This is a genomic window from Pseudoalteromonas sp. NC201 (assembly GCF_002850255.1).
GTDB lineage: Bacteria > Pseudomonadota > Gammaproteobacteria > Enterobacterales > Alteromonadaceae > Pseudoalteromonas.
In genome coordinates, this window is record NZ_CP022522.1 from 489,457 (window position 1) to 513,320 (window position 23,864).

At 43.6% G+C, this 23,864-nt stretch carries 16 protein-coding genes; 2 read left to right on the forward strand and 14 right to left on the reverse strand.

The annotated features are described in order from the left end of the window. Nucleotides 1-473: 473 nt before the first annotated feature. The gene (locus PNC201_RS02115; RefSeq protein WP_102056023.1) at nt 474-2,624 is read right to left on the reverse strand and encodes a S8 family peptidase; all 2,151 of its coding nucleotides are present in this window, start codon (nt 2,622-2,624) and stop codon (nt 474-476) included. 544 nt (nt 2,625-3,168) lie between these two features. On the opposite strand from PNC201_RS02115, the gene PNC201_RS02120 reads away from it, so the two are divergent. Beyond that, nucleotides 3,169-4,356 (forward strand): NAD(P)/FAD-dependent oxidoreductase, encoded by a 1,188-nt coding sequence (locus tag PNC201_RS02120; protein WP_010605881.1) that lies wholly within the window; start codon nt 3,169-3,171, stop codon nt 4,354-4,356. A 75-nt stretch (nt 4,357-4,431) separates the two neighbouring features. On the opposite strand, the gene PNC201_RS02125 is transcribed toward PNC201_RS02120, so the two are convergent. From PNC201_RS02125 to PNC201_RS02180, 12 genes are all read right to left on the reverse strand, one after another. Further along, a complete protein-coding gene (locus PNC201_RS02125; protein ID WP_102056024.1) occupies nt 4,432-5,178 on the reverse strand; it encodes a M48 family metallopeptidase in 747 nt (248 codons plus the stop codon). Beyond that, nucleotides 5,178-8,339 carry a type I restriction endonuclease subunit R gene (locus PNC201_RS02130; RefSeq protein WP_102056025.1) on the reverse strand — a complete coding sequence of 1,054 codons (3,162 nt, stop codon included), beginning with the start codon at nt 8,337-8,339 and terminating at the stop codon, nt 5,178-5,180. Before PNC201_RS02130 ends, PNC201_RS02125 begins: the two co-directional genes overlap by 1 nt. A gap of 37 nt (nt 8,340-8,376) precedes the next feature. Then, the gene (gene darG, locus PNC201_RS02135) at nt 8,377-9,441 is read right to left on the reverse strand and encodes a type II toxin-antitoxin system antitoxin DNA ADP-ribosyl glycohydrolase DarG (protein ID WP_102056026.1); all 1,065 of its coding nucleotides are present in this window, start codon (nt 9,439-9,441) and stop codon (nt 8,377-8,379) included. After that, nucleotides 9,441-10,088, reverse strand: a complete 648-nt coding sequence (gene darT / locus PNC201_RS02140; RefSeq protein WP_199539672.1) for a type II toxin-antitoxin system toxin DNA ADP-ribosyl transferase DarT — start codon at nt 10,086-10,088, stop codon at nt 9,441-9,443. Before darT ends, darG begins: the two co-directional genes overlap by 1 nt. A 1-nt stretch (nt 10,089) precedes the next feature. Beyond that, complete coding sequence (locus PNC201_RS02145; protein ID WP_102056027.1) at nt 10,090-10,665, reverse strand: DarT ssDNA thymidine ADP-ribosyltransferase family protein; 576 nt, start codon at nt 10,663-10,665, stop codon at nt 10,090-10,092. A 16-nt stretch (nt 10,666-10,681) separates the two neighbouring features. Continuing rightward, a complete protein-coding gene (locus PNC201_RS02150; protein ID WP_102056028.1) occupies nt 10,682-11,989 on the reverse strand; it encodes a restriction endonuclease subunit S in 1,308 nt (435 codons plus the stop codon). Then, nucleotides 11,986-14,493, reverse strand: a complete 2,508-nt coding sequence (locus tag PNC201_RS02155; protein WP_102056029.1) for an HsdM family class I SAM-dependent methyltransferase — start codon at nt 14,491-14,493, stop codon at nt 11,986-11,988. The genes PNC201_RS02150 and PNC201_RS02155 overlap by 4 nt, the downstream gene beginning before the upstream one ends. A gap of 33 nt (nt 14,494-14,526) precedes the next feature. Continuing rightward, complete coding sequence (locus PNC201_RS02160) at nt 14,527-14,766, reverse strand: HTH-like domain-containing protein (RefSeq protein WP_045964924.1); 240 nt, start codon at nt 14,764-14,766, stop codon at nt 14,527-14,529. Nucleotides 14,767-15,050: 284 nt separating this feature from the next. Continuing rightward, nucleotides 15,051-18,158 carry an efflux RND transporter permease subunit gene (locus PNC201_RS02165; RefSeq protein WP_102056030.1) on the reverse strand — a complete coding sequence of 1,036 codons (3,108 nt, stop codon included), beginning with the start codon at nt 18,156-18,158 and terminating at the stop codon, nt 15,051-15,053. Beyond that, a complete protein-coding gene (locus tag PNC201_RS02170; RefSeq protein WP_102056031.1) occupies nt 18,158-19,258 on the reverse strand; it encodes an efflux RND transporter periplasmic adaptor subunit in 1,101 nt (366 codons plus the stop codon). Before PNC201_RS02170 ends, PNC201_RS02165 begins: the two co-directional genes overlap by 1 nt. Nucleotides 19,259-19,273: 15 nt before the next feature. Next, complete coding sequence (locus tag PNC201_RS02175) at nt 19,274-19,999, reverse strand: TetR/AcrR family transcriptional regulator (RefSeq protein WP_010605871.1); 726 nt, start codon at nt 19,997-19,999, stop codon at nt 19,274-19,276. Between the two features lie 450 nt (nt 20,000-20,449). After that, nucleotides 20,450-21,112, reverse strand: coding sequence for an alpha/beta hydrolase (locus PNC201_RS02180; RefSeq protein WP_102056032.1), 663 nt, complete (start codon nt 21,110-21,112; stop codon nt 20,450-20,452). Nucleotides 21,113-21,277: 165 nt separating this feature from the next. On the opposite strand from PNC201_RS02180, the gene PNC201_RS02185 reads away from it, so the two are divergent. Then, the gene (locus PNC201_RS02185; RefSeq protein ID WP_102056033.1) at nt 21,278-21,748 is read left to right on the forward strand and encodes a GNAT family N-acetyltransferase; all 471 of its coding nucleotides are present in this window, start codon (nt 21,278-21,280) and stop codon (nt 21,746-21,748) included. Between the two features lie 13 nt (nt 21,749-21,761). Here PNC201_RS02185 and recG read toward each other — a convergent pair whose 3' ends face one another. Beyond that, nucleotides 21,762-23,849, reverse strand: coding sequence for an ATP-dependent DNA helicase RecG (recG, locus tag PNC201_RS02190; RefSeq protein WP_102056034.1), 2,088 nt, complete (start codon nt 23,847-23,849; stop codon nt 21,762-21,764). Nucleotides 23,850-23,864: the final 15 nt, after the last annotated feature.

Sequence of the window (23,864 nt, forward strand, 5' to 3'; positions counted from 1 at the left end):
AGCTGAAACGTCGGAGCCGTTTCACGCGGCGAGCAGTTAAAAGATCGCGAGGTAAACTCGTTCCCACCAGCGCGTTTTGTAGGTCGAGATTTATCTCGACAGCATAAGCTGAAACGTAGGAGCCGCTTCACGCGGCGAGCAGTTAAAAGCTCGCGAGGTAAACTCGTTCCCACCAGCGCGTTTTGTAGGTCGAGATTTATCTCGATAGCATAAGCTAAAACGTAGGAGCCGCTTCACGCGGCGAGCAGTTAAAAGATCGCGAGGTAAACTCGTTCCCACCAGCGCGTTTTGTAGGTCGAGATTTATCTCGACTGCTGCAAGCTGAAACGTCGGAGCCGCTTCACGCGGCGAGCAGTTACAAGATCGCGAGGTAAACTCGTTCCCACAAACTAAACTCGAAATAATTAAAAAAGGCCGCAAATGCGGCCTCTCGTAGGGGAAAGAAGACTCAATCTGAGCCTACTAATTTTTGCTTATGGCTTGTACTGCGCGTCTAACGTTAGGCCAGAGAACGTACGGTAAGCATTAACGCTTAAGTGCCATGTACCCGCTTGCGGATTAGTGATAACACAAGTCTCGGTATTACCATTTTCATATGGACGACAGTCATAGCTGCTTGCTGTAGGTTGAGAGCCAAACTTAACGAATAAGTCAGCGTCACCTGAGCCACCAAATGTTTTTACGGTGAAGTCGCTCATTCCCTCAGGCACTTCGATTGTGTAGTGAACCCACTGACCGCTTGACGCTGAAATATCTTCAACGGTACCGCCACCTGCTTGTGGACCACCTGTGCTAGAGCCTGAAGTTGCAGCAACTAAGCTTACGCCTGAATAAGCTTTATAACCGTTAATCATTACATGGTATGTACCAGCTTGAGGTGCGTCAAAGCTACAAACTTCGGCATTACCGCCTTCATAAGGACGACAGTCATAGCTGCTTGAAGTTGGTTGACTGCCAAGCTTTACATAAAGGTCAGCATCACCAGTACCACCGCTCATCGTGAAGGTAACATTGGTTTTACCTGCAGGTACATCAAAAGTGAAGAACTGATCACTACCAGCTGCACCACTTAAGCCTGTTTTCGCTACACCATCTTCAAGTGTATTACCTGTAGGTGGCGTGACAACATCGCCTAAAGCTTCATTTACTGCAGCGGCTGCATCAACAACACCTGTACCACAGTTTGAACAGCTACCAGCGAAGCTACGTGTAGTGTTTTTCAAGATAGTTTCTACTTCGTCAGGCGTAGCAGATGGTTTTGCTTGCTTGATTAGCGCTGCAACACCCGCAACGTGAGGTGCCGCCATAGACGTACCTTGTGAGTAGTGGTAGCTATCATTTGAAGGTGCACCAGAGCCTGAGTTATGGGTAGATAGGATACCTTCAGGATCATTCGCAAAACTTTGTGCGCCACCCGGAGCGGCAACGTCGATGTTTGCACCATAGTTTGAGTAATAAGCTCGGCTACCATCACGACCTACAGATGCTACGTTTACTACGCCATTACAGTTACCTGGGTTGTAGTTTGCTGAGTTATCGTTGTCGTTACCTGCCGCAATAACAATGACTGTACCGTTGTTACGTGCTTGGTTGATTGCATTTTGTGTAGTTGCGCTACATGCACCGCCACCACCTAAACTCATGTTGATAACATCAGCTGGGTTAGCATTTGCAGGCACACCAGATACCGAGCCACCAGATGCCCATATGATGCCGTCAGCGATGTCAGAAGTTAAGCCACCGCATTTACCAAGAACACGTACAGGCACTACTTTAGCGTCGTAAGCAACACCAGCTACACCTTCGCCATTATTTGTTACTGCAGCAACCGTTCCCGCTACGTGCGTACCATGCCAGCTTGAGTCTTGATCTGCGCGTGGCACAGGTTGACCTGAAGAGTCAGTTCCACACTCACCGCGAGTGACCGCATCACCAGGGTCACGAGCATCGTTGTCACGTGCGCCACCATCGTTAGCAACAAAGGTATTAGAGATCATGTCATAGCCAGGCAGAATGTTGGCATCTAAGTCTAAATGTGGGCGATAACCTGTATCTAGTACCGCAACTACCACACCTTGACCTGTCGCTTTATCCCACGCAGCTGGGGCATTAATACCAGCAGCAGCTTCGTAGTAATGCCATTGATCGTTATAACGCGGATCGTTAGGCGTTGCGAATGGCTTTAACATTTGGTCAATTTCGATGTATTCAACATTACCAGAAGCCATCACTTCGTTCATGAACGCCTGTGCTTCTTTTGCTGAAAGCTTTTTGTCAGCACGCATAACGTGGTGATTGCTAAGTGCCATTGGGCGTACGTACTTAGCGCGAGCACTCGCTTTGCTGCTCTTAAAGCCTTGTACAAAGCTTTCTGCACGCTGTTGCATTTTAGCAGGAGCAAGATCTGCAGCTGAAAGGCTAATCATTTGTGAACTAGCATCTTTGTACTTGATGATGAACTGTGTACCAAGCGTGCTTTGTGATGATAGTTTTTGTGCCGTTGCTGCAAGTGCTGCATCTTGACCGATTGATTGTGTTGGTGCGGCTGTAACTGCTGTTGCAGTGAATAATGTACTCACTGCGATGCTTAGTGCAGCGCGCTTAAAGTTTTTATTGATTGTCATAATGTTTCCCTAGTTTCTAACTTGTTGTTCAGCTGTTAATAAAAAGCTGATGGTCAGTGAAAGTAAACTCATGGTTAAAAAAAAGAAAGCGCTGTTTTGTTATTTGCACTAATTTTTTAGTTATATGTGGACGGATAAATGGCTATAAAAAATTCTTATTGTATTGTTTTTAATCGATATTTTTCATTTTTGTGAGAGAGCGAATAAATTTCAGTTACATTGTAAATGACTGTAAACAAAATAGTGTTTTTAACTTTGTGAAGCATTTGTAGCCAGTAGAGTGGGAGTTTGGTTAGTGCTAAAGGTTGGTTTTATTTTATTATTACAATCTTATTTTCTTGTTTTTTAAGGTTTGAGAAATGATAGTGCTGACATAATGTTTACAAGTGTTTAAAAGGTATGCGAGTTGCTTCTTCTATTCGTCGCTGTGATTAGATAAAGAATCTAGGTATAATTTTCGCTTGGTCGCTATTTTGCCGTTTAAAGCTAAACTGTTGGCAAAACGGTAAGTGTAGAAATCTTAGATAAAAAGTTGAGTGAGTTTATGCAACAAATAGAGGTGGTCGTTATCGGCGCAGGTGCTGCTGGATTGATGTGTGCTGCACAGGCTGGATACCGAGGGCGACAAGTTGCAGTGGTTGATATGGGGAAAAAGCCTGGCCGTAAAATTTTGATCAGTGGTGGTGGCCGCTGTAACTTTACCAACGAAAATGCGTCACCTGCTAACTATCTATGTAAAAACCCACACTTTGTAAAGTCGTGTTTGAGCCGCTATACCCAACATGATTTTATTGAATTGGTAGACCGCCATGGCCTTGCATACCACCACAAAACACTTGGACAATTGTTTTGCGACAATAGCGCGCAAGACATTGTAGATATTCTTCTTACCGAATGTGACTGGGCGGGCGTGTCACTCCATTTACGTCAAGAAGTATTAGCGGTTGAGCATCAAAGCGATGGCCGCTACTTAGTCAAAACCACAACTCAAACCTTCAACTGCGAGTCAGTGGTGATTGCCGCTGGTGGCCTAACCATGCCAAAACTTGGCGCAACGCCAATCGGCTACAAAATAGCGGAGCAATTTGGCTTAACGGTATTACCAACCACGGCAGCGCTTGTACCATTTACACTCCATGATCACGACAAAGCACGCTTTGATGGTTTGTCTGGTATTAGCGTAGATAGCCTAGTGACCAGCGAAAGCGGTATCCAATTTAGAGAAAATATTCTCTTTACCCACAGAGGCTTATCTGGCCCCGCAATTTTGCAGATCAGCTCATTTTGGAAAGCAGGTGAGTTTGTTAGCATCAATTTACTACCTGACTTAGATGTGCAAGCACAACTCCATGACTGGCGTAGTGAGCAAGGGCAAAAGAGCCTGAAGAACTTGCTTTCGACCATCTTACCAAAGCGCTTTATTGAGGCCTTAATCAGCGACGGCAGCATCCCAGATAAAAACGCCAACCAACTCAGCCACACAGAGATTGAAAAACTGACAGAAACCCTCACTAGCTGGAAAATAAAACCAAATGGCACAGAGGGTTATCGCACCGCAGAGGTTACGTTAGGTGGTGTAGATACCGACGAATTAAGCTCAAAAACTTTCGAAGCTAAAAAACAAAAAGGCCTGTACTTTATCGGCGAAGTAACCGATGTCACCGGATGGCTCGGGGGCTATAACTTCCAATACGCATGGAGCTCCGGCTGGGCATGCGGACAGGCTTGTTAGATGTATTCTGTATAGTAAAAGAGACAATTTAATAAAATGTGAAAGTGTTGATTAGTTTGTCTCGTTTTAAGTTCATTAATAGTTCCAATCCTCATAAGCCAGAGGCAAGCTATTAAGTAAGTCTCTGCGTTCACGCCAATTAGGCATGTGTTTATCCATGAGGGAACGGAATCTTTCGTTGTGGTGACGCTCTAGTAAATGAACTAGCTCGTGGGCAAGGATAAACTCCATGCACTCTGGCGGCTTCTTAGCAAGTTCGAGGTTCAACCATATACGCTTAGCTTGAATATTGCAGCTTCCCCATTTGGTTTTCATCTTTTTTACGTTGAGAGAACCAGCGTTTACACCTAGTTTTTTTTCCCATTGAGGTAATAATTTTTCAAGTGAGCGCTGAATTTCATCTCGATAGAAACGGTTAAGCAGTTTGAGCTTGTTGTCGGTTGACGTATTTTCTGCAACAGCTAACACTAAATTACCGTTGCCTTTTGCAGTAACACTGTATCTACCGTTGGCCTCAATTAGCTTTAAGCGATATTTCTTACCCCAAAGGTAGTGGCATTCGCCATTAACCATTTCACGAATTGATTGGCGTTCTTGGTCTGCAAAGTCAGCTTGCTGCTTTTTAATCCACGCAAGCTTATTAACAATAGCCAGTCTTATCTTCTGCTCACTCGTTTCATTGGGAATAGACAGCCTCACTTTGCCATTGGGTGGTAGCACGCTTAGGTGGATGTTTTTAATCGCTCTGCGATTTAGCTCAACATCAATGTCACCTATGCGAATTACTTCAACACGCTCTACATTACTTTTGGTATGACGCACTAGTGATATTCCTTTTGAGCTTTTATTAGCTCCATCACATCTACAATATTTACATCATAACCCGCCGCTTCTTCTCGCACAGCATTGGCAATCTCGCGCTCTTTAAATTTATCACCAAGCCAATCGGCTTTTTTAGTGTAACGAACCGCTGTATCAATTTTAGTTGTGAGCACTTCGTCATTCCCTAAGTTGTCATAAATTGCTTGTTTGGCTGGTGTATTGACAGATTCTGGGTAATTCTGTGCGCTATTTTCAGTTGGGTTAACTACTTTCTTGGCAAGTACTTTAATTTGCTCTAGGTACTCCTGATAGCTTATCGCTTGTTCTCTTCGCTGCTTAATAATTTCATCTAGCAAAATTGCCATGCTGTCAAAATATTTAGGGTTTACTGGGTTTTCATCAACGATGGTCTTTCTTACGTTATTCTCAATGGCTTCAGCCATTGCATCTTCATTGTCACGCAAGCTTTCAGGTAAAGACTCTAGTCCTTTACCATTGTTGTTCACTACTAGATCAATTAAACCCAACTCCTCAAAATCCATTAGCACTTCACTGTCATCCGCTCGAATATACATATCTAACAAGTGGCGCATGGCTGGCTCAAACCGCTTCATTTCTAGTAAGTCGCCACTGGCAAGCTTTACTTCATCTCGCACTTTTTCAAAGTATGCGACTTCTTTCTTAATATTTTCTGCTTGCACGAAGGTGTAGCCAGCTTGCTCCATTTCATTGGCAAGGTTGGTGTATGCGCGGAGCAGCTTGGCAACAGATTGATATAAGGTTAAACGCAGCGCTTCTTTTTCGGTGCGCTCATTCTCGTCTTTTGGTGCAACACCAGACTCACCACAAAAATAGTGAATGAAATCTATGGTATTTCTAGGCGCTTTCACTGGTTCACATAGTGCTCTTACCGCTTCCAGCGCATTATCTAAATCAGCACGAGACTCTTGTAAGCGGTCTTTCAAAAGCCCTTTCACATCATCAGCGTCATATCCATCAAACGCTTCTGCTGTATAATCTTTAATGGCTTTATCAAGAGATCGGAATAAGTCTTTGTAATCTATGATATAACCGTAGTCTTTGTCTTCACCATCTAGACGGTTAACTCGGCATATAGCTTGGAAAAGGTTATGATCGGCCATCTTTTTGTCAATATAGAGGTAAGTAGCGGAAGGGGCATCAAAGCCAGTTAATAGTTTATCGACCACAATGAGTAGGCGCATTTGTCCCGGCTCTTCAATAAATCGTTTCTTAACGGCTTTTTCAAATTCTTCAACACGCTTCGCGGCTTCGTCTTCACTTTGCTCAAAGTAATCCGCTAACATCTTGCGATAGGTGTCATATTTAAATAGCTTTTCTGTTAAGCCTTCACCAGATTCTTCACCTTTTATAGCGCCTGCAGCAGGCTGATAACTGGTTACTACCGCGCATTTTCCGGCAAGGTCGGTTTTACTAAACAAGTCATAAACCACACAAGCTTGATGAACGCTGGCACATACCAACATGGCGTTACCCCTGCCTGACATCAATGCTGGCTTTACCTCCATATCCATCAGCATGTCGCTAACAATTTGTTCTAAGCGAGATTTACTCGAGAGCACCTTCTGCATTGTGCCCCATTTTTGTTTGAGCTGCATTTTAGCAAGATTCGAAAGGCCCTTGGTTTTAGCTTCAAACCATTGATCGACCTTTTTCTTTGAAGTTAAGTGCTGATCAATATCTCTTGCTTCATAACGAAGGTCGAGCACTACGCCATCACTTACAGCTTCATCAAATTTATAAGTGTGAATATAGGGGCCAAACACTTCTAAAGACTTTTTCTTGTCTTTTTTCATCAGTGGCGTACCCGTAAAACCGATAAACATGGCTTTGGGCAAAATAGTTTTCATGGCCTCGTGCAACTTACCTGACTGTGTTCGGTGGCACTCATCGACAAACACAAACAAGTTGCCTTTTGCGACAAAATCACTTGGTAAGTTTTTAGTTAGGGCTTCAATGTAGTCTGTTGTCGCTTGGGTCTTGGCTTCTTCACTTTCTTTTTCACTAAGTGCCTCACCATTTCGGCCAAATTTATGAACGAGAGAGCAAAATAGCCAGGGGTTGGGCTCATTGAGCGTCGCAACTAAATCACCGCCACTTACTGTTCGATAAATATCTTCATCAACACCTGAGAACACTTTTTCTATTTGTTCGTCTAACTCGGTTCTGTCAGTTACGATAAGTACCCGCGAGTCTGTCACATTTTCGCGTATCCACTTAGCAAGCCAAACCATGGTTAAGCTTTTGCCTGAGCCTTGTGTGTGCCAGATAATGCCATCATCGTGCTTTTTAACGTATTTTTGAGCGGCTTGAATACCAAAAAATTGATTGTGTCGGCAGGTCTTCTTCACACCAGCATCAAACACAATAAAGTCATGAATGAGTTGCAGAAAACGTGTTTTATCACACAATTGCGCGATATGGGTATCGAGTAAATTTTCTGCTTTAATTTTACTTGAAGGCAGTGGGTTTGGGTTTTCTTTGCCGCTGCTTTCTTTCCATTCAAGATAATACTTTTCGGATGTCTCTATTGTGCCGTAGCGAATGCCTTGGGTATCGTTCCCTGCCATCACAAGTTGTATGGTGGTAAAAAAATTGCGGATAAAGGCTTTTTTTTGATTGTCTAAATTTTGGCGAATGCCTTCACTGACTGAGACTGAAGAACGTTTTAATTCAATCACGCCAAGCGCGATGCCGTTTACGTAAACAACAATATCTGGGCGTTTCTTTAATTCGCCTTTTACGGTGACTTCTTCGGCAATGGCAAAGTCATTATTTTCAGGATTTTCCCAGTCAATCAGCCAAACCGTTTGATTTTTTTGACCAGCACCTTCTTTTACCTTGATGCCATAACGTAAAAGTCGGTAAACCGTTCTATTGGCATCATAGAGTTTTCTTGCCCCGCCGCATGCGGCTTTAAGGTCAAGCACTCGTAAAGCTCGGGTGATGAGGACATCAGAATATCCTCGGTTTTCTAACCACGTAGTAAGCAGCCCTCTTTCAATATTGCTATTGCCTTCACGGTATTCCCAATTACCTAGATAGTCGTAATCAAGTTGTTCTTTAAAAAACTTAACTACGCGGTTTTGAGTTTTACGCTCTAATTGACCGACATTACTCATATTATTCCTTTATTTCGTTTTTATTGGATCGATTCAGCTAATGTAGGTTTTCCAAATTAGTCAAAGCAAATTGAATTTCTCTATCGCCAAATAAGGTTAACTTGCGCAGTGCCCATTTGTCTCCAGTAGGCCAGTTGGCTATGCCTTCTTTTATTGACTCAACTGTTTTATCACATCCTTGCTTAGTAATAAGCCAATCCACTGTAGACAAAAGCTCTAAGCCAAAAGGAGATTCGAAGCCATTAATTACTTGAGTTGCTTCTTCTAATGCAGGTAAATACTCTTTCGCCTCGGTGCTTAAGTAGGTCGAAACTTTTTGTCTCTCGTTTTCATTGAACCAGATGACATCTAAAGGATCACAATCAGGAATACGTTTATCTGATTTCAAATAACTACCATCTAAAGCATTTAACAAGTGCTCTAAGTTGTTGGCATAGGGCCCATAATAATTTGCTTCGAAATTAAGCTTTAACTCATTTTTCAAGCCTGATCTTTCAATGGTTCTTTGCAAAAACCAAGCTAGCTTTTGAATTTCCAGCAAACTGCACTCCATGCCCAATATCCAATAACGTCTTACTAACTCGGCAACTAAAGCTCTCGCTGGTGTTAGTTTCTTGACGCCAGACTTTTTAGCCACATTTTGATATTTACTGGTAGGCTCGAATACAATGATATTTGTATTTTCAATATCGGATAATGCTTTTTCAATTTCTATTTTTACGTCAGGCCAGGACAAGCCGCCTTGCCCTGCGCCAAGTGGAGGAATTGCTATAGAACCAACATTATTGTTTTCTATAAAGTGGCGAAGATCGACTAATCCATCTTGAATCCATTCCATTTTAGATTTTGCACGCCAGTGCTGCTTGGTAGGGAAGTTTACTATCCACCTAGGTCCCATTAATTCGCCTGTTTCAGTAACAAACATTTGACCGGTGTTTACTCGCTTAGCCTTGCAGGCAGCTGCATATTCAGCCATGTTTTTAGGAAAGCGCTCTTTGAACATTAACGCAATGCCTTTACCCATAACCCCTACAGTATTAACTGTATTGACTAGAGCATCTGCGTTAGCTTCGAGTAAATTACCTTGTGTATATGTGATCATTAAAAGTACCATCCAGGACGCACAATGACATCCAAATTCATATTGCGCTGTTGAATATGTTGTTTTAATTGTTGTTCAACTTGCGCGTTGTAACAAACTACGCCTAATAAAGCATTGATAGGGCAATGCTGTTTGATTAATGCCTCTGCCTGATATCGCTCAAACTTGGCGGGATCATTCTGATCTCTAGCAAAATCTCTTGCCTGTAAAATAGGCCAATCTACAGCTCCTAAGTGCTTTAAATCAGAATAAAAGTTAGCCCATAGGTAATAGGCATGCATGTCCGTATAGACAAAATCCAAGTTTAATTGTTCAACTTTATGTAACGATGATACCAAAATAACAATGTCTTCGTTAGCCCGCTGAATAACGCCTCGCCCTGACTTTATATTGAGCAACATAGGTGAGAAAGGGGTAAAGTAAAAAGGTACATAGTCATTTAACGAACCAAAAGGAGAAATAGGGACTGGATGAGTTGCTCGCTTTTGTATTAACTCCGAACTACCTATAGCTTCCCAATTAGGTGACTGCACCTGACTATTACCACAATACAAGCCGTTATCTAAGATCCATGGTATATTGTTACGATGCACTATGCGCCAAATCAGCGCTTTTTGTGGGTTAAGGGTTTGACTGTAGTTATACAATTTACTCACCAACAAACATTGCAGAATTAATGTCTACATGACAATTTACTCTATGTGCATTAACCAGCCTATCTACAAGGGCTTTAACTCGCGCATTTTTAACATAAATACAGAATATTAAGTTAGGGTTTACACTAGTAGGCGACAAACACTCCGCCATACAAGCTACTTTGCACGCTCTATCATCATAATTTCTTTCTTCCATCAATTCCCAATCAATAGCTGAAAATCCAGCATCATAATCTAAAATTTGATAACCCTCTTCAGCTAAAGGGTGTGTAGGAACAATTCGCCACCCATTTGCTCTAGCCGTAGCTCTCTGAACAGAAATTAATACAAAATCTTTATCTGAGTGATTACGTTGAACACCATAATCGAAGGGGTTTTTGGCGAAAAAGTGAAATGGTACATAACGATCTAAGTTGTGGTTAGCCCTTGAATTTAGAATTTCACCATCAGCAACATCGTCAAATTCATCATTATTGAGTTCACACCTTGGTTGTAATTCATGCTGAAGAATTGATTCTAAGTTTTCTAAAGCAGTTAAGTGGTATATTAAGTTTCTATCTCTAATCATAATTAATTCCTTTTCTTTAATAGGGTAGTCTTGTGCGGCCTGTGAGTAGCTCTTGCATCATGCCTTGTTTGATTTGGCGGGTTTTTGCCAAGCGTTGTTCAAGGGTTTGGATTTCGTTATCCATATCCGAGAGGATAGTGGCGATAGCGATTTGTTCTCTTTTACAAATGGGAACTGGCATCAAAGACTCTTTGAACTCAGACATTCCAACTAAATTCTTCATAGCACCACCCTGTGTACCATCTATAATTTTCTCTTGGAATGTATCCCATTTAAAATAGTGACCAAAATAGTCAGGATCTATCGTTTCATTTAGAGTTATCTTCAAGAGTGCCTGATTTATTACTCCCTCCGGGCAGTCATCGGGCACTTTGAATATTTTTCCTATTGTTCCTGAGCAACTCACAATGAAATCCCCACTGTTTACTGCGAATCGCTTCAACTCTTCAAACTTTTTTTGATTGATAAAGTAGTTGCCCATAGTAGCGTTAGCGTATATAGCATTTCGTTGCTCGTAAACTTTGTAACCACTTTTAGAAAAATGTTCTTTTTTTAACGCGCCACCAAACGGCCCTCTAACGAGGCCATTTGAAGTAGCCATTTCCTTCAAAGTTCTAGTTTCCCAATCCTCAGGGATTTCGCCTAGTTCACTGGGTTTTGTGCCTTTGGGCTGGCCTTGCTTTTTGCCTTCGGTGTAAGTGGCGAATTGGGGTAAACGGGTTTTGCCTGTCAGCAGTTGCTGCATGCTGGCGGTTTTAATCGCTTGTTTTTTTGCGATCAGTTTTTCCAATTCCGTTAATAGCGCATCCACATCGGACAACGCATTGGCAATGGCGGTTTGTTCTTGTTTTGGAGGTATTGCACAAGGTAATTGTTCGAGAGTTGCTTTGTTTAATTTATAACGGCCAGCACCTTGTCTAGATAAATGACTTGTTATTTCACGATGTTTAAAAAACAAATAAAACCACTCAGCCGTAGCAACTTTTCCCTTAATCACATGAGCATGATTATTTACATTAAACTTACCTTTAGCCAACTGTGTTTGAGGTACAGTTTCAAATTTTAGAAAGTGGTCACCATCCTCTCCAATTAGTGCATATTCACCATCAATACGACACTCATTGATATAATCTTGAATTCTAGTGGGGCCATAATATGGGTATTCTCCAGCCATCGACTCTCGTACTTTAGCACTCAGCGGAAATCTCAATGTATTACAAATTTCAAAGGCTTTAGAAACTTTATTAACTTCCCATTCGCTGGGGATAACTCCAACTTCCGTCTGTTTATATCCTTCTGGAATCACTTGCTCTAATGCACTCATAGTGTCCACTCCAAGCCCATTGCTTTTAAATGGCTTGCGACTTTATCACTAAGCTCGTCAACTGAATTAGAAAGGGTTGGTAATGGTGTGCTGTAGCGCTCTTCCAGTTGTTTAACACGGCTTGCCATTTGTTGGGTTACGCGCTCAATTTCGGCAACGATATTGGCTTGTAATGTGGCTAGCCATTTGTCATCGACAATCAGAGCTTTGATTTCTTCTATGGTTAGTTTTGGATATTGGTTGAATACGTTTAAATCCAACGCCTCTTGGGCTTCTTTCACCGCTTTTTTTGCAGCCGCTTCGGCGTTAAACAACTTGGTTGCTTGCTTTAGTGCTTTAACTTCCTCAGTATCGGTGGCAAGTTTGGCTCTGGCGGCAACACTGGCTTTGGTGATTTTGTCTTTGTCGTTGAGGGCTTCAACCAATAAGCCATCTTCATTCCCTGTTCCTGAAGTGCCTTCTTCCAAATAGTTTTCAAGTGCTTGGGTGGCTTCGTCTTGTTTGGCTTGCAGGACATCAACTTTCGCTTGTTCGTCAGCAAAGTAGCGGGCGACAATTAAGCTTGGTGGAATAATCTCGGCTTTATACTTTTTCTTATTGATAATTAAGTCGGGTGTTTCTTTAAGCTTTTCGCCTTTTTTAGCCACTAGTTCACGAAGTGTATTACCTGCTTGCCAATCGTCCTGTACCAATACATACACATCGTCCTGCATGGTATCTGCCCAGTAATCCATAAGGATTTGGTAAATATCGTATTTGCTTAATAGGTCGCTATTGGCATAGCTGTTCAGTAAGTTTTCTGAAATGGTAAAGATAAAGTTCTTCGGGTTATCGCCAACCTTGATTTCTTTAAGTTTTGCTTCTGATATCCACTGTTTAAATGGCAATAGGCTACGAGCGGCAAAGTCTTTAAATTCTTGATGCGCCAAAATGGTGCTTTTTACTTGGCCGGCTTCTACCAGTGCGTGGCTATAGCCGTTTCTTTTTGGGTTGGGTTCTGGCTTGAACAATGTGGCACGAATGCTAGGGAATACCCGCCAGTAATGTTCAAGGGCATCAATATCACGGTTTGGAATACCACCTTGCAGATGCGCACTTAAGTCGTGTAGGTCTTCTGGTTCAGAGGAGTCGATATAACGTGGGATATTAAGGTTGTAATCGTTAGCGGCAATTTCATCAATTTCCACTAAACGGCTGTAACGCTCAAGCTCCAAGCCTTTGTTAAAGACATCAACAATTTTATGGATATCTTGGCTGCGTAGGCGGTTTTTATTGCCATCTTTAATAAAGCCTTTGCTGGCATCAATCATAAAGATTGGGCGACCTGATATAGTTGGCAACACAGCATCATCTTCGGTAAAGCTACCACTTGACTCAATAATGGCTTTTTGTGCATGTTCTTTATCAATCACAATAATACACGCAGGAATACCCGTACCGTAGAACAAGTTAGCAGGTAAACCAATAATGCCTTTGATGTAACCTTGTTTGATAAGGTTTTCACGGACCGTAGCTTCGGCATTACCACGGAATAACACACCATGCGGTAAGATCACTGCACCTTTACCTGTGCTTTTTAAGCTTTTGAGAATGTGTAGTAAGAAGGTGTAGTCACCGTTTTTCTCAGGCGGAATGCCCCATGTAAAACGATCATAAATATCTGCTTCAGGGTTTAAACCGCTGGTCCAGTTTTTATTTGAAAAAGGCGGGTTGGCAACTGCAAAGTCGAAGGTTTTTAGCGCGGCTCCATTTTTAAATGCTGGTGACGAAAGCGTATTACCTTGTGCAATTGTACGTATATCGGATACATGCCCATGTAAAATCATATTCATTTTAGATAGAGCTGATGTAGTTACATCCATCTCTTGCCCGAATATCGATAAGCCTCGCGGGGCCTCATCACTGGCTTTTAATAATAGTGAGCCTGAACCACAAGTTGGGTCATACACGGTAGCATCTTGTGGCGTGTCTTCTGTTATGCCAACAACTTTTGCCAGAATTTGTGATACTTCGGATGGCGTATAGAATTGACCTTTTGATTTACCTGATTCAGTAGCGAAATGACGCATTAGATATTCGTAAGCGTCACCTAATAGGTCATCACCGCCAGCACGGTTTGAAGATAAGTCTAAGCCTTGGAAAATACCGACTAACTTAGTTAGGCGATCAACCATTTCTTTGCCTTTTCCGAGCTTGTCTTCATCGTTGAAGTCGGCAACGTCTATCACGCCTTTTAGGTCATTTTCTTCGGCAAGGGCTGAAATAATTTTATTAATTTTATCGCCAATTTCTTTGTCGTTTTTGGCGGCTATCATATCGTCATAGCTTGCACCTTCTGGTACAACAATCATCCCGTATGGGTCGCCTTTGTATTTGTCGCTGACGTACTTCATAAAAAGCATCGTTAGCACGTAGTCTTTATACTGGCTGGCATCCATACCGCCACGCAGTTCGTCACAGCTTGCCCATAATGATGAATAAAGTTCTGTCTTTTTAATTGCCATGTGTGTTCCTAAAAACCTTGTGATAGAGCGCTGTTAGAGCAAGTCGGTGTTTAAGCCAGCGGCTTTTAAACGGTGAGTTAGATTACGCATTTTCGAAAATTCAGTACCAAAGCTAGGTTTTAAGCCAACGCCTTCGCAAAATTCTTTGGCTGTCATGCTTTTTAAATCGTCTGCGTATTTGATCATTTGCAGGTGTAGTTCAGTGGTGTACTGGTTGCGTGGCGCTTCAATTAATGCTTGTTTGATATGATCGAAGATTGCTTGCTCATTCATAAGGCGATTCTTCTTTTGGATATGATTTAGCTAATTTATATAAATTAGATAATTTATCAAGGGAAGAAGCCGAAAATAATGTCGCTTCGACTTATTTGTTCTCAGTTTCAGCTGTATATAACTAGTAATCGCGTGCGAGGCTTGCTATTGATGCTTTTCGTTATGCGGTTTATCTACTCCAGAAACTATAGTGCTATAAATTCCGGCTTATCAAAAGAAAGGTTTTACCAATTAAAAAGGACACTAAGTATGGCACTTAGTGTCCTTTAGTTGTTAGCCAATTATCACGTCATACTGACTTTGCCTACCAACTGTGCTTCAGGGTAGGTTTCAATGGTTTCGGCTTCGCCACGGTGATCGCTGGCTAACTTTTCATAAAGTAGCGGTAAGACAATCAAAGTGAAGAAAGTACCAATGAGCATGCCTGCGACTAAGATAATACCTATACTGTTGCGCGCTTCTGCGCCTGCACCGGTTACCAATACCAAGGGGAAGTGACCAAGCACGGTTGCGCCTGTAGTCATCAGTATAGGTCTTAGACGTGTGGCCGCAGCCCCTTTTACCGCCTCAAATTTCGATTTACCTTCAAGCTGTAAATGGTTCGCAAATTCAACAATCAAGATGCCATTTTTGGCTATTAAACCGATAAGCGTAATTAGGCCGATTTGGCTGTAAATGTTGACGGTCGTGAGTGATAAAAACGGTAGCATCAATGCACCTGCGAGTGCCAAAGGTGCGCAGCCGAGTAGTACCACGAGCGGATCTCTAAAGCTGTTGAACTGGATCGTCAGCAAGAAAAACACCACTATCATGGCAAATAGGAGTACGCCAACCATGGTGTTGCCTTCTTTTCTTAGCTGTCTTGATTCACCAGCGTAGTCAATGGAGTAGTGACTAGGTAAGACCTCTGCTGCAATTTCTTCAACCTGTGTTAGCGCTTGCTCTTTGGTTATGTGCGGTAGTGTGCCTGCCAATATTCTAAACGAGTTTTGCTGGTTGAATGAGCCAAGCACTCTCGGGCTTGTAAAGGTGCGTAAGGTGGCAAATGCTGAAATCGGAATAAGATCGCCAGCATCCGTTCTTACTTGCATATTAAGAATATTCTCAGGATTGTACCTTTCGTCATTGCCCACAATTGGAATGACGCGGTAGGCTTTGCCTTCTTTGTTGAAGTAGTTGGCAAAATTATTCGACATATAAATGCTAAGTTGCTCGTTTACCGACGACAAGTTTAGACCTAAGTCAGCAACTAGCTCTCGGTCGATTTCAAGCTCGGCTTGCGGCAGGTCGATTTTTAGGTCGGTATTGACGAACATAAAGCTGCCACTGGCGGTGGCGCGTTGAATAATCTCATCGGCGTACTGCTTCATCGCGGTTGGGTCGTCACTGGCACGGAATACCACTTCAACGTCAAACTGCCCTGCGGTAGGAAGCGATGCAGGTAAAATAGGGAATAAACTTAGTCCAGTGACGCTGCCTAACCGGCCGTATAGGTCGTATAGTAAGTCGTGTACTGAATTTTCTCGCTCATCAAATGGTGCAAGCTCTACACCACCAAAGCCTGCTGCCGCCGTAATAATCTGCCAAGTAAACTCAGCGCCTTCAGTGGCGTTCATGACCTCGGCAGTGTCATTCATTTTCGCTGACGTATAAGCTTGAGAAGACTCAGGTGGTGCTTCCACTACGACTTGGATACTGCTTTGATCTTCGATAGGGGCTAGCTCTTTTTGTGATAACAGGTAAAACGGCACCGACAATAAAGAGAACACGATAGCGACAAAAAAGACCTGTGGACGCCACTTAAACAAGGTATCGAGTGCACGAAAATAGAACGTTTGTAATCGATCAAAATAGCCATTGACCTTTTGCGTTAATTTACCTTCTTTACCGCCTTCGGGATTAACGTAAGCACTCATGATGGGCGATAAGGTAATAGCAACCAGTCCAGAAATTAATACCGCAATGGCTAGGGTGAACGCGAACTCTCGGAATAAGAACCCCGTTAAACCTGTTAAAAATCCGATTGGCGCGTAGACCGCTGCAAGGGTCAGCGTCATGGCAATTATTGGGACGAGTAATTGACGTGAACTGATAAGCGCGGCTTGTAATCTGGGTTTGCCTTCGCGCATATGACGCGCAACGTTTTCAACTACCACTATGGCATCATCCACCACTAACCCAACAGAAAGTACGATAGCCAAAATAGTCAGTAAGTTGAGTGAAAAGCCCATTGCTGAGATCACCGCGATTGCGCCTAAAATCGAGATAGGAATGGTAACCAGCGGCACCATGGCGGTTCTAAACGAGCCCATCATCGCGAGTACAACAATCCCCACAAGTAGGACGGTTTCCCCAAGCGTGGTGAAGATTTCTTTTATGGAATCACGCATATAAAGCGTGCCATCGTAGCCAATTCTTAGATGCATGCCGTCGGGTAAGATGGTATTAATCTCATCAATCTTTTTATACAGCGCGTCACCAATATCGATTTCATTGGCACCTGGTAATGCCCACACCGCTAAGAATACTGTATCGTGGTCATCAAGGCGTGCGGTTACCATGCCTTCGGCCTCACCGAGTTCTACCGTGGCGATGTTACCAAGCTTAAGTTGCGTGCCATCGATTTCTTTTACCACTAGGTTGTTAAAATCGGCTACCGTTTTTAACGAGGTATTGGCCATTAGGTCGATGCGTTGTCTGTTATTTTCACTGTAACCTAAGGTGGCAATGGTGTTGTTTGCTTGTAGCGCGGCAAATACATCGCTGGCACTTACGCCATAGATAGCGAGTTTTTCGGTATCGAGCCAAATTCGCATTGCTGGATCGCGGCCACCTTCCAGCGTCACTTTTTGTACACCGGGAATATCAGACATTGAAGGGACAACATTTCGGATCAAATAATCGCTCACGTTATTACGTGGCAGACCTTGAGATTCCACATCGAGATAGAATACCGCATACGGACTATCGGCACGTACGATTTGAATGGCTGGATCTTCCGCTCCGCTGGGTAACTCAAACTTAATCTGGTTTAATCGGGTGGTCAGCTCAGCCAAGGCATCGGTGGTACTGTGATTAAGCTCAAGCCAAGCGGTGACTTTGCTAAGTCCCGAGGTAGTTATCGAGTCTACATAGTCGACACCCGGGACAGTAGAGGCCACTCGCTCGATAGGCTCGGTCACATAGCCTTTAACGACGTCTGCGGCTGCGCCCGTATAGACAGTATTGATCACCAGTGAGGCACTTTCTATTTTTGGATATTGCTGCACCGATATATCTCGGGCGGCATTAAAACCCGCTAGCACAATAAGCAATGACACCACGATCGCTAGTACCGGCCGGTTAACAAAAATATCCATGATAGACGGCTTATTTTCGTGTAATGCGCTCATTACTGGCCTCCGTTATTGCCATCAACAGCGGCAACCTGATCGGTATAAACCAGTAAATTTTCTTGTAGCTTGAATGCCCCCTCAGCAGCAATAAATTCACCACCACGCAGGCCAGATAGTACAAGTTGCTGATCGTTTACCTTATCGCCTAAAGTAATTTTTACCGGTTTTGCTCGCCAGTTTTGGCTGTCGTCCTTTTCAAGTACATAAACAAATTCGCCAAAGTGATTGCGCGTAATTGCATTGGTTGGCACAACTGCGGCGTTCACAATCTCGGTTGGTACATTGACTAACACCATTTGATTGTGGCTGAGTGTGCCATTGCTGTTTTGTAGCTCAGCACGATAACTTTGTTGACGCGATGCGACATCGACCATTGGCATTTTGGCTGATACGCGAGCAGGCATTTGGCCGCTAGCATTAGAAATTGCCACGCTAACGTCTTCGCCTATATTAGGTTGTGGTAAGGTTTGTGGAATTTTGAAATCCACCCAAATGCTGTCCTCTAACCCAACCAAGAAAGTGATTTCGCTATTGGCATCAAGTAATTGACCAACTTGATATTGTTCTAACCCCGTTTGACCCGGGTAAGGTGCACGAATGGTTTTTTTCTCGATTAATGTGGTTAGTCGTTTTACGTCTGCCTGATTAATTGCCACCTCAGCTTCGGCTTTGTCCACCTCATCTGGGCTGATCCGCTTTTGTTCTAGTAATTTGGCAACCCGTTGATAGGTTGATTTAGCAAGCTTTACTCGAGCTTTAGCCGCTAATAGATTTGCCTCATCAATGCTGCTATCTAAGCGCAACAATATTTGGTTCGCTTCCACTTGTTCACCGGGTTTAAAACCGACGTAAGTGATAAGACCAGGATACTCGTTACTAATGGTGACGGTGCGCTTGGCATGGAGCTGACCTACAACCTTAACCGATTTAATATGCTCAGTGGTTGATACATACGTGCTTTTTACCGAAGCCGAAGGCTCCGGAAAAGACTCCCCGAAGGCGATTGCTGCTTGGATTTGTGTAAACTTCACAAAACCAAGGCTGGTAATAACGATGAGAATGATGACAACGGCCATAAGCCAACGTTTGATGTTCATTGTGATTTCCTTAAGTTAACGAAGCTCGAGCGCTTGCAATTCTTTCTCTATGCGTACCAGAGAATCTTGAGTGATAGGTTGTTGCCATGGATAACTGTTAAGTAGCCTCACCGTGCTGCGAATAACAGGATCATTAAGCTCAAGTGGTGCGAGCAATGAAGCTGTGCCCTCAACAATTTGCTTAGTTTGTTGCAAGCGCAGTACTTGCTCATATCCTACGGTAAGCGCCCATCCGGTGATGATGATTTCTTCTATCATGTCGTGTAGATCTGGTGTAGCTTGCAACTCACCTGCTTCAATGCCATCAATCAGCGCCTGTTTAAACACGTTTTCACAACCACCACAGGATTCGATAATTTTATTGGTCCAAAACTCAGAAGCCCTTTTGATCACCGCCTCATTGGTGGAGTAGGACTGTAATTCATAATCAAAAGAGAAGCGTTTAAGCTTTTGTGGCGAGATAAGACACACCGCGAGCATGCGTTCTGGCGTGCTAAGTGGTAACGACAACACTTGCTTAAAAACACTGGATGTATGGGTAAAAGACTCATAGGCCAGCGCCATTACTAGGTCTTCTTTAGTCTGCACAAATTTATAGATTGAGCCCATAGACAATCCTGCAAGCAAAGAGACCTTTGCCATTGTAAAGTCAGTGACTGAAGACTCATTAATGCATTGTTCCGCAGCGTTTAAAATCATGCGTTGCTGGGTTTCTTTATCATATTTAGGTGCCGGTGCCATCGTTTCTCCTTAGGGTTTGAACCTTATTCGAATGGCATTCGAATAAGGTTCAATTATAGAGAGCATTTTTAAAAGTGCAATAAGTAATCAGGGGGCTTGCTTGAAAATGCGATTTAAAGATATCAAAGGGAGTAGAATGAATGCGCTGTGTGGCGTTCCTCTGAAAGAACGCCACGCTAATTAACCAAAGCTCAGGTTAATTATTTAACCTGAGCTGCGGATAATTAATGCCTTTCTAGCAGCCAGTTTTAGCGCTAACTGCGTTGAATTCACTTCCAATAGCCAGCTATTGGTGCGTAAATTCGCCTTGCCTACAGGATGTAGGTACCTTAGCGAGAGCAGGACGCGGAAGCGGTGTTTTCCCTAAAACTCTCTGGCTAGAAAAGGAAAAACTAAGTTGTTCTTTAGAAACAATGAGTTGGAACATTCTTTATCCAAACCTCAGGTTATTTAGTGATTTAAAATCCAGCTTTTAACTGGCTTTAACCACTCGTCTCTCGGGAGATAAAAAGCGCCGTGTTCCTTACCGGTTGAAATCGAAAGCTCTGTAAAGCTTTTGAGGTTTGCAGAGCGTGCTTTCACAAAATCGCAAGAACCTACTTGATCTGAGGTTTCGTAAACCGACAACACCTTGCCGTAGAGTTTAATCTCGGTTTTACTTTTGATAAGCCCAGCGCAGCCTGCTAGTACCACGTAGTGAATGGCATCATTTTTTAATGCATCACTTGCCATTATCGTTAACGCGCCACCGCGAGAAAACCCCACGAGTGTAATGTTGTTGGCGCTGACGCCCGCGTCCAGTAACTTGTGAACCTTGCTAACCAAGGTTTTTGTATACGCTTCTGGTGCGACGCCTTTAGGGCGATGCTCAGCAATTAGCGTATAGGCATCATCACTTAATGCCTGTTTGATGGCTGGAAAATCATATTTACCCCAGCGCTTATGAATAGGGGTTTCATTATCACCTTCGACGATATAGCCATGAGAGTAAAAAACATATTTGGCAGATGAATTAATCTGCTCTGGTACATCTGGGTAAACTGCTTTTGCTGAGGCGATCGACGCCATGCAAGCAGCAAATGAGGTGCATACAGCACGTAGTAAACGATTCATTTTTGAGTTTTTTTAGTTGATGTAGAGAGATGGTAGCCAAGCTTTGATAAAAGAAGCAAGCGTAGCGCGACCATTGTTGGGTATTGAGGTGAAGGCCAAATAAAGTATGCAGATATTTCTATAGTAGGTACACTATCTAGCGAAACAGGTAATAGGGTAAATCGAATGAGTAGATTACAGTTTTTGAAAGTAAACAGTGATGTAGCAGGTGACATGCTCAAGTTAAAAGTGCATGACTCACAACAACATCTAATTGCATCAAACGCCGAGTGGATCATTGAGGATAGCTTTAATGAAGACAGCGTGTGTTTTGGCATGTACGATGATGACTTGCCTGTTGGTATGATTGCGCTTATTGATCCTCGCTTGGTTGGGGATGACAATGGGCACTTTCAGGCACAACACTTATACATATGGCGTTTGATGATTGATGAAGCGTCACAATCTAAAGGCTATGGTAAAGCCGCTATGTGTTTTGCCAAACAGTATGCTGAGTTAATAGGGTTAGTTGGTTTGTCGCTTACAACCATGGATACAGAGGCCGAAAATGCGTTGAACTTTTATCAAGCATTAGGTTTTATTCCGACAGGAAGAAGGCTTGATGGTGAAATTGAGCTCATCTACACACAGAAATAATTACGCTTCAGGCTTACGCCATGGCTAGTTCGCTCTTATCACCCATCCAGCGCCAGATGATAGGGTCAACAATATCGCTGTGGTTTTTTAGCACGGTAAAAGCGAGGCTTCTCACTTGCGGTAATAAATGTTTATCACGGCTAAGATCGGCAATTTTTAGCTCCGCCAATCCAGTTTGTTTTGTACCAAGCACTTCACCGGGGCCGCGGATCTCAAGGTCGCGCTCGGCGATGACAAATCCGTCGTTACTTTCTCTCAGCACCCCCAAACGCTTTTGCGCAGTGACCGACAGTGGTGCATGGTAAAGCAGTAAACAATGTGATGCGATTTGTCCGCGACCAACACGGCCGCGCAATTGGTGAAGCTGCGCCAGACCCAAACGCTCAGGGTTTTCAATAATGATAAGGCTAGCGTTGGGTACATCCACGCCCACTTCAATCACGGTAGTTGCAACCAGCACATGGGTATGACCTTGTTTAAATTGGTCCATGATGGTCTGCTTTTCTTGGGCTTTCATGCGACCATGTACCAGCGCAATATTAAGTTCTGGCAAGGCTTCGGCAAGTGCTTTTGCGGTGTCTTCTGCGGCTTGGCATTGTAACGCCTCCGACTCATCTATCAGCGTACATACCCAGTAAACTTGGCGCTTATCTTCAACACAGGCCTTTTGTACTTTTTTGATCACTTCATTGCGTCTGGTGTCTGGCACGGCGACGGTTGTGATTGGTGTTCTGCCCGGTGGTAGCTCGTCGATGATTGAGGTTTCAAGATCTGCATAGGCCGTCATTGCCAAGGTTCTCGGGATTGGGGTTGCGGTCATCACTAACTGATGCGGATAGCAATCGCCAAACTTTCCCTTTTCTCTCAGCGCTAGGCGCTGATGCACGCCAAAACGATGTTGCTCGTCGATAATGATAAGCGCAAGGTTAGAAAACTGTACTTGCTCTTGGAACAAAGCATGGGTGCCGACCACCATCTGTGCTTGCCCTGAAGCAATACGCTCAAGCGCATGAGTGCGTTCCTTACCTTTGGTTTTACCACCCAGCCATACGGTTTCTATACCCATAGGTTCAAACCAATTAAGGAAGTTGATGCCGTGTTGCTCGGATAGGATCTCAGTGGGTGCCATAATTGCTACTTGGTAACCTTGTGCGATAGCCGTTAACGCGCTAAGCGCTGCCACAAGCGTTTTTCCTGAGCCGACATCCCCTTGCACCAATCGCATCATGGGGTAGGGATGTTGTAAGTCGCCTTTGATCTCTGCCACTACTCGACTTTGGGCATTGGTGGGGGCAAATGGCAAGGATGACAAAAACTGAGCTTCAAGTGGGTTGGTGGGCGGTAGTGCAACCGCTTTTACCGCTTGACCTTTTTGTCTTAGCTTAAGCAAGCTGAGGTTTTGCGCCAATAACTCTTCAAACGCCAATCGTGCCTGTGCAGGATGTTGCCCGAGCTCTAATTGTGCTAAATCCACTTCCTGTGGTGGACGGTGCAGTAATAACAGCGCTTCTTTTAGGCTTTGCTGCGATGGTCGATATTGAGCTGGTAAATAGTCTGGTACATCATATTTGCGTAGTAACTCAACGGCTTGATCGGCAATTGCTCGAATGCTCAGTTGCTTTAATCCTTCGGTGGTAGGATAAACTGGGGTAAGCGTCGCAAGGCTCGGATCGCTCGGTGCAGAGCGCGTCTCTTTGATGCTGTATTCTGGATGCGCCATTTCAAAGCCATAGTGACCACGGCGAACTTCACCAAAACAGCGGATCACTTTGCCCGCTTGCATGGCATTTTTTTGTGCTGCATTAAAGTTGAAAAAGCGCAGCGCGATCCGCCCCGTCCCATCATTAACATAACACACCAACATGCGGCGTTTGCCTTGCGTGATTTCGCTGCGTTCAATCTCGGCTTCAATACTGACATGGCTATGCGCTTGCAGCTCGCAGATAGGATAGGTGCGCGCACGATCTTCGTAGCGTAGCGGAAGGTGAAATAACATGTCTTGCACCGATTGAATGCCAAGTTTGGCCAAACGCTCGGCCGCTTTTGGGCCTACGCCTTTTAATTCGGTGATTGGATAAGTGGCCAAATTTGGTGTCGACATGCTAATCCTCTAGCG